At 52.8% G+C, this 10,308-nt stretch carries 9 protein-coding genes; 2 read left to right on the plus strand and 7 right to left on the minus strand.

The features are described 5' to 3' along the window. Positions 1 to 35 precede the first annotated feature (35 nt). The gene (gene mobF, locus HUO14_RS12700) at positions 36 to 2,963 is read left to right on the plus strand and encodes a MobF family relaxase (RefSeq protein WP_176280142.1); all 2,928 of its coding nucleotides are present in this window, start codon (positions 36 to 38) and stop codon (positions 2,961 to 2,963) included. Positions 2,964 to 2,986: 23 nt separating this feature from the next. On the opposite strand, the gene HUO14_RS12705 is transcribed toward mobF, so the two are convergent. After that, the gene (locus HUO14_RS12705; protein WP_176280143.1) at positions 2,987 to 3,622 is read right to left on the minus strand and encodes a S24 family peptidase; all 636 of its coding nucleotides are present in this window, start codon (positions 3,620 to 3,622) and stop codon (positions 2,987 to 2,989) included. Between the two features lie 603 nt (positions 3,623 to 4,225). On the opposite strand from HUO14_RS12705, the gene HUO14_RS12710 reads away from it, so the two are divergent. Further along, complete coding sequence (locus tag HUO14_RS12710) at positions 4,226 to 5,674, plus strand: phospholipase effector Tle1 domain-containing protein (protein WP_176280144.1); 1,449 nt, start codon at positions 4,226 to 4,228, stop codon at positions 5,672 to 5,674. On the opposite strand, the gene HUO14_RS12715 is transcribed toward HUO14_RS12710, so the two are convergent. The 6 genes from HUO14_RS12715 to HUO14_RS12740 all read right to left on the minus strand — a co-directional run bounded on the left by HUO14_RS12715 (position 5,643) and on the right by HUO14_RS12740 (position 10,167). After that, positions 5,643 to 6,704 carry an IS630 family transposase gene (locus HUO14_RS12715; RefSeq protein ID WP_176280145.1) on the minus strand — a complete coding sequence of 354 codons (1,062 nt, stop codon included), beginning with the start codon at positions 6,702 to 6,704 and terminating at the stop codon, positions 5,643 to 5,645. The genes HUO14_RS12710 and HUO14_RS12715 overlap by 32 nt on opposite strands. Before the next feature lie 199 nt (positions 6,705 to 6,903). Then, positions 6,904 to 7,191: a helix-turn-helix domain-containing protein gene (locus HUO14_RS12720; RefSeq protein ID WP_176280146.1), complete on the minus strand. Its 288-nt coding sequence runs from the start codon at positions 7,189 to 7,191 to the stop codon at positions 6,904 to 6,906. After that, the gene (locus HUO14_RS12725; RefSeq protein ID WP_176280147.1) at positions 7,188 to 7,529 is read right to left on the minus strand and encodes a type II toxin-antitoxin system RelE/ParE family toxin; all 342 of its coding nucleotides are present in this window, start codon (positions 7,527 to 7,529) and stop codon (positions 7,188 to 7,190) included. The genes HUO14_RS12720 and HUO14_RS12725 overlap by 4 nt, the downstream gene beginning before the upstream one ends. A 224-nt stretch (positions 7,530 to 7,753) precedes the next feature. Beyond that, positions 7,754 to 8,449, minus strand: coding sequence for an adenylate/guanylate cyclase domain-containing protein (locus HUO14_RS12730; protein ID WP_176280148.1), 696 nt, complete (start codon positions 8,447 to 8,449; stop codon positions 7,754 to 7,756). Positions 8,450 to 8,605: 156 nt separating this feature from the next. Then, a complete protein-coding gene (locus HUO14_RS12735; RefSeq protein ID WP_176280149.1) occupies positions 8,606 to 9,514 on the minus strand; it encodes a cyclic nucleotide-binding domain-containing protein in 909 nt (302 codons plus the stop codon). Next, positions 9,493 to 10,167, minus strand: coding sequence for a BrxR family transcriptional regulator (locus tag HUO14_RS12740; protein ID WP_176280150.1), 675 nt, complete (start codon positions 10,165 to 10,167; stop codon positions 9,493 to 9,495). The genes HUO14_RS12735 and HUO14_RS12740 overlap by 22 nt, the downstream gene beginning before the upstream one ends. Positions 10,168 to 10,308 lie beyond the last annotated feature (141 nt).

Raw genomic sequence — 10,308 nt, forward strand, 5'->3', positions numbered from 1 at the left:
GCGGTGGAGGGCGCGTTCAATGATAGGAATGGACTATGCTCTCCGCTTCCAATGTTCGCTCTGCGGGCGGCGCTGCAACTTATTTTGCGGCGGATAACTATTATACCAAAGCCGATGCCGACCGGTCCGGTCAGTGGATCGGAGAAGGAGCGGAGCGGTTAGGTTTAAAGGGCCAGGTGGACGCGAGCGGCTTTGAAGCTTTGCTGCGCGGTGAATTGCCAAATGGCGAGCGTGTTGGCAGCGATAAACAATATCACCGCGCCGGAACCGATCTTACTTTCTCGCTGCCCAAAAGCTGGTCGTTAATCGCTCTGGTGGGCGGCGATAAACGGATCATCGAAGCTTACCGGACGGCGGTGATCGAGACGCTGCAATGGGCCGAGAAAAATATCGCCGAAACACGGGTTTTTTCTCGCGGCAAGATCAAGGCCATTGGTTCCGGCAATCTCACCATTGGACTGTTCCAGCATGATACCAATCGCAATTCTGAACCCAATGTTCATTTTCACGCGGTTGTCGCCAATATCACCCAAGGCCCGGACGCCAAATGGCGGGCGCTGCATAATGACAAGCTCTGGTCGAACAACACGCTTCTGAACAGCATGACGATGGCGCGCTTTCGTCTTGAAATCGAAAAGCTTGGCTATCAGCCTGCCCATCAAGGCAAGCACGGTAATTTTGAAGCCGCAGGTATATCGCGCGAAGCGGTCATGGCCTTTTCGACCCGCCGACAGGAGGTGCTTGATGCGCGCCGGGGACCAGGACTGGAAGCTGGCAAGATTGCCGCTCTGGCCACCCGTGCGCCCAAAGAAGCCATAAAGGACAGGGATGCCTTGTCTACAACATGGCAGGAAGCAGCACGGGCGATGGATCTCGATCTTGGCGGATTGATCGACAAAGCGAACATTCGCGCAGCTGGTTTGGAGGTTGATAAAAATCCCAATCTGTCGCTGGCGCAAAAAGGGATGATTTTCCTGCGCGCGTTTGCAGAAAAAATTCAGGGATTTGGTCCAAAGCCTTCCGCCGATCCTTTGGTGCCAGTGCATATCCTGAACAAACCCCGCGAAGAGATAGCTGCAGCGCAGGCGACCGCTTCAGCCATTCGCCATCTGGCGCAGCGCGAAGCAGCCTTTGGGGTTCATGATGTTTACAAGACAGCTTTGGATTTTGGCCTACCGACATCCATTGCCCATGTCGAACGCCGTGTACGGGCGCTGGTCAGGGAAGGTGAGCTCGTCCGGGGCAAAGGACGCGACCGTGATTTTGTCACCACGCGTGATGCTTTGCAGACCGAGCAGCGGATAATTGGACAGGTTGAAGCGGGCAGGGGCAAGTCAGAGCCTTTTTTGTCATCGGGCATGGCAGGCGATCAGCTGCAAGCGGTCGCGGGTCTTAACTTTGGGATGACACTTAACGAAGGACAAGAGTCCGCAGGCCGGATGATATTATCATCGTCCAACCGCATTATCGCGGTGCAGGGCATTGCCGGGGCAGGCAAGAGCAGCCTTCTTAAACCCGTCTCGCAGCTTTTTGGCGAGAATGGTAAAACGGTTCTGGGTCTCGCCGTCCAGAATACGCTCGTCCAGATGCTCGAACGCGATACCGGGATTGCGTCGATGACCCTGGCGCGCTTCATCGGAAGTCACAAAAACCTCCTACAGGAGGGAGCGGATAAAAATGCTCTCACAGAAGCCAAAGCCGCCATGAAAGACCATGTGCTGGTGCTCGACGAGGCCTCGATGGTATCCAATGTCGAAAAAGAAAAGCTGGTCCGGCTCGCAAACCTGCTCGAGGTAGACCGTCTGGTGATGATCGGGGACAAGAAGCAGCTTGGCGCTGTCGATGCCGGCAAGCCCTTCGCGCTTGTGCAGGCCTCGGGCATTGATACCGCAAAAATGATCACCAATTTGCGCGCGCGTGATAAAATATTACGCCGCGCACAATATTCAGCCCAGGCCGGAAATATCGGCGAGGCCATGTCCTATTTGAAGGACCATATTATCGAAACCAAAGAGGGCAGCGCCCTGATCGCTGCCGAACGCTGGCTCGCGCTCTCTCCGCACGAACGGCAATCCACGGCCATTTATGCTTCGGGTCGGGCGCTGCGCACCGCCGTCAATGAAGCGGTCCAGACCGGGCTTAAACAAAACGGTGAGCTCGGCAAACGCGGACTCAAATTGGAAACTTTCTCCCGGGTCAACAGCACCCGCGAAGAACTGCGCTATATTCACAGCTACAAACCGGGCATGATGATTGAACTTAAAGCTCCGGACAGAAGTCAGCGCCTTAGCAAAGGGCAATATGATGTCGTCTCGGTCGATGAACGCCCAAAGAAGCTTGTATTGAAAGATCACAGGGGCAGGGAGCGGAGCTTTCAGGTCAGCAAACTTCGCGCCAATGCATCTGAAGACCAGATTGCTCTCTATGAAAAGAAGCATCTTGATATTTATGCCGGTGATAAAATCCGCTGGACCGATAGCGATCACAAACGCGGATTGTTCAATGCGGATCAGGCAAGCATCACAGACATTGATGCCAAGCATGTTAGCTTGCGAACATCTTCCGGCATCGAACACCGGCTCCGCCATGATGATCCGATGCTCAAACGCATTGATCTGGCTTACGCGCTCAATGCCCATATGGCTCAAGGGCTAACCTCAGATCGCGGGATCGCCGTCATGGATAGCCGTGAACGCAATCTTTCCAACAAGCAGACGTTTCTGGTTACGATTACCAGATTGCGGGATGGTTTGACGCTAATTGTTGATAACCGCGAGAAACTGGAAACGGCGGTTGAAAAGAATGACGGCGCAAAAACATCGGCGCTCGAAGTGACCAAGCGTCTTGGTAAAGCCGCTGCCACGGGGCTTGCCAAAGGAAATGAACTTGCGCCCAAAGAACCGCAACAGGACCAGCGAGAACTTGAGAAAGAGCACAGCAAGCCATTGGATATGGGGATTTAGAATAGCTCAGAGCGATATTCCTCTCAAAGCGCGCGACCAAACCAAAGCACGCGACCTGCGATATGGACGGTGCTGCGATCAACATCCTCCCAGGTCGGATAGGTCGGGTTATCACTGGCAATGGTAATGAAGGGACTATCAGGACGCAGCGCAATTCGCTTGATCACCAGCGTGTCATCAACCCGCATCACATAGATCCCATCGCGGAGCCGCGAACCATGATCAGAAGCGTCCACGAGCACATCATCACCGTCCGACAGGGTCGGTTCCATGGAATCGCCCATGACGCGGACTACCGATAGGCTGACGCCTCTCGCCGGTGTCAGTTTGCGCAGCCAGCGTTCATCGAATGAGAAACGCGTTTTCCTATCCTCACTTGTCGCAAGCGCGCCATGTCCTGCAGAAACATTGACATCAAGCACAGGGACTTCGACCATACCGTCGCTGCCGGTTGGCGGTGGCCCGCCCAAGAGTTGTTCGTCAATGCCGTAAAAGCTCGCCAGCCTAAGCCTGTCCTCCGGATCCAGTTTGCGCGGTGTGCCGCGCTTTATGAACTGCTGGATATAGGCTGCATTACGGCCAAGCATTTTTGAGAGGCCGGAATAATCATCCCCGTTTTCGCGGATCAGCCGGTCCAGAGTTTTTCGTACATCATCCATCTTTTGTGCCTTTCGACCCCTCAATAGGATTTATCCTAGACAATATGCAATCTTCCTACTAGGAACATAACAAGAACGCAAGGAATTTATGATTCGAGGAGACCTCAATTGAAACTGTTGGATCGTATCGAAATGCACCTTAAGCAGACACATATGTCGCCGACGCGGTTTGGCAGGCGCGCGGTGGGTGATCCGAGGTTTGTTTTGGATTTAAGGGGAGGGCGCAGGCCGCGTGCCAGGACGTTGAAGAAAGTGGAGGAATATTTGCGGAAACAAGAAGCTTTTAGCTCGGGATCACAACCACTTGGGCTCAACAATAGTTGATGCGGTTTATTCGATTCAGATCGAACGTGAGGCCTATAGGCAATTAGTGTACGGACACCTTCAGAATTTACTCAGATTATCGTGCCAAATATAGTTTCGCATTAATCTTCCAATACGGAGCCATTTGATTTAGCATGAAATTTGAAAATACCAAAACTGTACTACTGCTGAACACACGGCTCTGGTCTTAAGGGTTAGTATTGTTCTCCTGCATTTCTAACATCAAAGGTTTTTGGGGCATATTGAAAACTTAGACATTGGCGAAAATTGGGGGCACGCATGAAAAGACTGGTATTTTGTTTTGACGGGACTTGGAATAAGCTTGCCGCCGACTCACCGACTAATGTTGTGCTGTTGGCAGAGATGACCAAGCCGATCGCATCCGATGGTACGCCTCAGTTAATCTACTATGACGAAGGTATCGGTACCGCTAAGGATGAACGGTTTCGCGGTGGCGCATTTGGCAAGGGGATGATGGACAACATCCGGGATGCCTATCGCTTTTTGCTGTTCAATTACGAACCCGGCGATCATATTTTTGCTTTCGGTTTCTCCCGGGGGGCCTTCACGGCCCGCTCGTTTGTCGGTTTTATCCGACATGCCGGAATATTGAATGTCGATAGCGCTAAAGAAATCGAAGAAGCGATCGGTCTTTATAAGGCAGTTTTCAAGGGTGACGGCGATGACTCGCTTGATGCGCTCAAATTCCGTTCCCAATATTCTTCACAAATCTGTGTGAGCGAGTGGGATAAGGACTGGCGGCAGGAGAATTGTAGCGAAATGGACTGGCGCGATATTCCTATCCTGCAAATCAAATATATTGGTGTTTGGGACACGGTGGCTGCGCTGGGCTGTCCCAAATTTATTCCTGGAGCCACTTGGATAAACCGAAAATTTAAGTTTCACGATGCCAAATTAACCAGCAAGCTGCAGGCGGCGCGCCATGCTGTGGCAATCGATGAGCGCCGTGTCCTGTTTGAGCCTGTCCTGTGGAACAACGTGGCGGATCTGAACACCGACCAAGACTGGTCGATGTATGATCCCCACGCCCCATATCAGCAAAAATGGTTTCCTGGCGTTCATGGTTCGGTCGGCGGCGGCGGTCCGGAACGGGGGCTTTCAGATGCAACGCTAGCCTGGGTTTTGAAGGGTGCCAGAGCGCAAGGACTAGAAGTTCGCAACGGCCCGGAATCACGAGCCTATGAAATTTCCCCCAACCATTTGGCTCCCTTGCAGAACGATCCCGAGGTTGCGCGCAGCGCCAACTCGCTCATCGGCAAGTTGAAGAGCGCCATGCTTTCTTCGGACCGTGTCGGACCAAATGATATTGTCCAGGTCAGCGCAAGCGCTCGCCGCCGCTGGAACGCTGAACCTAGTGCAGGACGAGGTGCTGCTGCGTATCGGCCAAAGACTCTGGACGCCGTTGCTTCTAGGATGACGGTATTGGGCGTGGATGCTGAGGGATCAGATGACGAAATTGCACTGGTCCATCCAGTAGTGCGTGGCGACACGCTGGGGAAACTGGCGGCAAAATATTTGGGTAACAAGAACAGATATGACGAGATTTTCAATCTCAATCGGGATCAACTCGATGATCCTGATGATATATTCGTTGGGATGGCCTTGAAGATTCCACCGGATCATTTGATGGGCAATGGAGCAGGAGGAGGAGATCATGTTACTGACTATACCCCGTCTACCTCAGGATCCGAAAATCTGCGGGATTGATGACGCGAAAGTTGTCGGTGACCTGATCGCGGAAGACGTGCCATTGTTTCGGCACGTTTTGAGTTAGGAACCCCAGGATCGCTGCCCTAAATTCGCGCGCCGTTGCGTAGCCTTGGTTATGGGTGATGTTTTTGTGCATCACTCCCCAGAGTCGCTCGATCGGATTGAGGTGGGGGCTGTAGGTCGGCACGAAGTGGAGCCTGATCCGCTGGCCTTTTCGGGCCAGCCATTCCTGCACCAGCCGGGCATGATGGTAGCGGGCGTTGTCGAGGAAGACGTGGATCAACCGCCGCGACGGATGGGCGGCAAGGATCGCCATGAGCAGCAGGATCGTGCTTTGCGCATCGACGGTGAGGACATCGAGCATCTGGGTCTTGCCGGTCTCGAGGTCGATGGCGCCATGAATATTCACCCGGTCACGGCCGCTGCTGGGGGAAATCGCTACCGCCTCGCCCGTGGGTGCCCAGCAGCCCACCGCACGGACCTGATGGGTCGGATGAACGGCGTCGACGAACACCACTGCCTCGTCGTTCTCAAGGCCGCACATCAGCCGGTCATAGTCTGCGATGAACGCCTGCTGCTTGGCCGCGTCCAGCTTGCCCGACACCATCGCAGGCTTGCGGTACGAAAGCTTCAGCCGATGCAGCAGCGCGATCAGCCCCGCGTGGCTGTACTCAATGCCAAAGCGACCGGCGATCCACGCGCCGATCGTGCGCGCGTTGCGTGGCAGGCTGGCGCTGACCCACGTAAACAGCGCGTCTTCCTGTTCCGCAGAAAGCCGGCTGTGACTGCCCCCAACATCGAAGACCACAAGGCCGGTCAGGCCATGCTCGTCATAAAGTCTGTGCCAGGAGCGAGCCGTGTCATCGTCGATCAACAAAGCCTCCGCCACCTCCTGGCAGCTCCATCCCTTGTCCAGCAGAATGATCGCATTGGCACGGCGCGCCGCGCGCGCTTCACTCAGCCCATCCCGCGCCAGAGCGCGTAGCTCAAGCCGTTCTGCTTTGCTCAGGAAACCACTGCGGATCATGCCCCAATACAGAATCGCTTCCCGACTATAACGCAACCGCTATTTTTTCGGATCCTCAAGGAGTCGGGGTATATCTACCTATTTTTTGTGCATGTAGCTGGCTGCGGGCCAAAATTCATTGATACAAGTATCCAGGCCAATGTATGATGAAAGATTGTATTTTTACATTTGGCATCTTAGTATTGAATTGGGTGAGATGTTAGCGAAGCAATTCCTGCACGACAGAAGGTTTGCGCGCGATCAATGCTAGGAGCACCTGAGCGGGACCGCTTGGATCTCTTCGGCCATGCTCCCAATTGAGTAATGTACCTTTTGCAACTCCAATGCTGCGGGCGAAGTCTGTTTGCGACAGGCCGGTTTTTTGCCGAATGTCAACGACATCGACGCTCGGTACTTCAATTTTGTGAACACGAGCGCCTTTAGTCTGGCCTTCGGCGAAAGCTAAGGCTTCATTCAACCCTTTTTCAATAGTATCGTAAGCGCTCATTTCTTTTCTCCATATGCCGCAATGATTTTTTTGCTCAATGCAACAGCTGCTGCCTGTTCCGATTTAGTCAAATTACCTTTTTCATTTTTCCCAAAGACCGTGATTAAAAAAATCGGCATATGCCTATCACCGAACACATATATCGTTCGAAAGCCGCCACTCTTTCCGCCTCCCTCTCTTGGGATACGCACTTTTCTCAATCCCCCGCCAAGCGGAGCGCCAGATTCAGGGTTCGCCGCAATGTAATCAATTGCTTCATGCCGCTCTGAATCGGACATTATCGCCTTTGCACGTTTCTGGAACTCAGGAAGCTCTACAACGGTTTGAAGGCTATTCATTGCAAGCCTTCTATACGTCATTGGCGTATATGTCAATGGCGTAGTAAACATACAAAGGCGATGTCGACCAATGTTGCTCTTTGTCGGCTAAACCGAAGACTGATCCAGCTTTGTTTATCGCCATTTTTGACCCTTTATCGATCCTCGGAGTTATGAATTTAAGTTCAGTGATTGCCGCAATGAGGCGCGTGCGACATCTTGAGGGCGAATGGACCCTATCTAGCTCACAATTTCCACCAGTGATCGGAACGATAAATTGTAGCTCCATTCTGCGGCGTCCATGAGCGTTTTTCCCACATGTTGTCTTTGTTGCCATCCAGCTTCACAGATTCGTGCATCACATCATATACGGCTGCGGAAATCCAAGTCGCGTGTGTATTGGGAAGATCACTAAGCTTCGCCGCCCAATTCGCGGAACGTCCAACCCATACGAGATCGTTATCGCCCCGTACACCGGTTCTGGCGACAAAGAGGTTCGACGTGTCCACCCCGCAAGTATGTTTCAGTTCGAACGTACTATTGGGATATTGCTTCTTTAGCGCGGGCTGAATGATATGTTGCCGAGCTGAGTGAATTTTCAAAGCAGTTTTTACGGCGCTGGTATTTTTGCTTTTGCCCAAATAGACCGCCATGATGCGGTCTCCATCATAAGCGGTTATCGTGCCGCCGAAATGTTTGATGATTTTCGCTGAACAATGAAGAAAGGTTTTGTACACTTCAGCTGCGAACCAATCCTTTTTCGATTTGACCATCGCGGTAGATTCCGAAAGATCGGCATACAGTACGGTGCCCTTCAGCTTGACTGCGTCGTTGCCGAGTTTGACGTCTGCCGGGGATGGTACAACTTGGCCGTCTCGCGTGGTCCATTTTGTTTCGAAGGTTTCGGCGACCTCCGCCTCGAGATCGTCCTTCAGGGACACGAACTCTCTCCAGTACGTTGTGCAACGTTCGCGCTATGCAAGCGCGCTTGGCATTCGGCCACTATTGCGCCTCCGGTCGCGGGAGTTATGCCACTCTCGATTCCTTGTTGCATTGCCCTCGAAATAGGGTTCTCGGCACCATTTGATTGTCGCATTTCAACCCTCCATTCTTTTGTGCTCGAAAACTGCAAAGATTCCAATCAGCACTACCGACACGATTGCGATGGGTGTCAGAATGGTCCAGTCGAGGTCCAGTCCGCTTGACACCAAAGACACCTCTGTTTCCTCTGATCCGTTTTTCATCTTGGCGGCGATAGTCCAATCCATCACGAACAACCCGGCCCATCCCAACAGCACATACGAAATCAACCTGCGCCATAAAAACGCCGGGTTTAGCAGCATCGTGAATATGAAAAATAGAAGTGCCGTTCCTCCAGTGGTTACGGCCCGCTCTATCTCCCCAAAGGGTAAAAAAGCGGTTGTTGTCCAGGCAATCGCCGCACATAGAACCGCTACCAGTAAGGATATGACGGTCCATAAAGCGAAGCTTTTCAAACCGTCTCGAGCGGGCTTCCAAGCCAATTGCTCTCGATGGCGAGACGATAACTCCCGCCTAATACGAAGGGCAGCCTTGCCATCGGCTACGAAGAGTTCGTTAAAGTTTTGCGCCGGAACTTTCCACGCATAGACCGCGTCAGTTTTTGCTCGCACAGTGGCCGACCGGGGCATACCTGCATCCAAGGCAGCCATTTCGCCGACTTGGTTGGGAGCAACACGTTTTGCGCGCCATTTCTTGTCGATTAAGATATCAACTTCACCGAACAAGAGGAAGTAAACGTCGTCGTCGTTCGCTCCCTGCAAGATCAAATCTTCACCCTTGCTAAAACCTTGGAAAGCCCCTCGATCGTACAACGTCGCCGCGACTTCGCCTTGGCCATCCACAACTGGATTTTCGCGAAGAATAGCGATTACTCGCTCCCGCCCCGTTTCTCCGTCGTAAAGCGCGGAATCTTGAGATGATTTTCTAGGTTGGAAAAGGTGTCTTAATTTCTCCGGCCAAGCCATTTTTCGACCTCCTCCATATTAGCGACTTTGAGGTGAAAACTGCTCACATTGCGCATGGCTCCGCCTTCCAGATCATGGGGATTGAAGCCATAGAATCTCAGATAATAGAACAACATTGCCTGTCTGATCTTGACCCTGAGAGCGCCTTTCCGCATCCGATATTCAGATTCCAATCTCTCGCGCCTAGGTTCCGGCATCGCTGGGTCCGCCGTGAGGACCAGCTGTATTGTAGATGTCCAATCAACATCGCGAGGAAGATCACCGCTGGGTGTATCAGCAAAGCCTTTGGCCTCCAGTCTGGAAAGCACAAAATCGGAATAACGTTGGTTGTCAAAATCAAACGCTCGCATATGCCAACGGTGACCGTCGCTTGCCAAGGCATGAGGAAGGATCGCTCGGAACCCTTCACTACCGGAACTGAGGGAAACGTATCTAGCCTTGAGACATTGCCGCTGTCGGATTGCCGCAAGGACGAGTTTAAACGTCTCCGGCGCAATCGGCCGTGAGTGAACAGCCACGGTATCAAATTCCGGGATGTTGACCGGCCAAATTTCGCTTTCTTCGCGATAGCCTTTGCTAAGCATTTCCAGTTGGGCAAGATATTCTGAAACATCGCCATCAGTCAGCTGGGGCGCAAAGGCCGTCCCGCGCACATAAGCTCTTTGCCGCGGTGTCCGTCGTCAGAACATTTGGCACAGATGGCTGCGTAAATTAGCGGAGCATCGGCCTCGTCTTATTGGTTGATATTAGGCGGCTAGCTTGCGGTGTTGCAAGCGCCGATGTTCAATGGTCTT

The sequence above is a fragment of the Parasphingorhabdus flavimaris genome, from assembly GCF_013371215.1.
GTDB lineage: Bacteria > Pseudomonadota > Alphaproteobacteria > Sphingomonadales > Sphingomonadaceae > Parasphingorhabdus > Parasphingorhabdus flavimaris.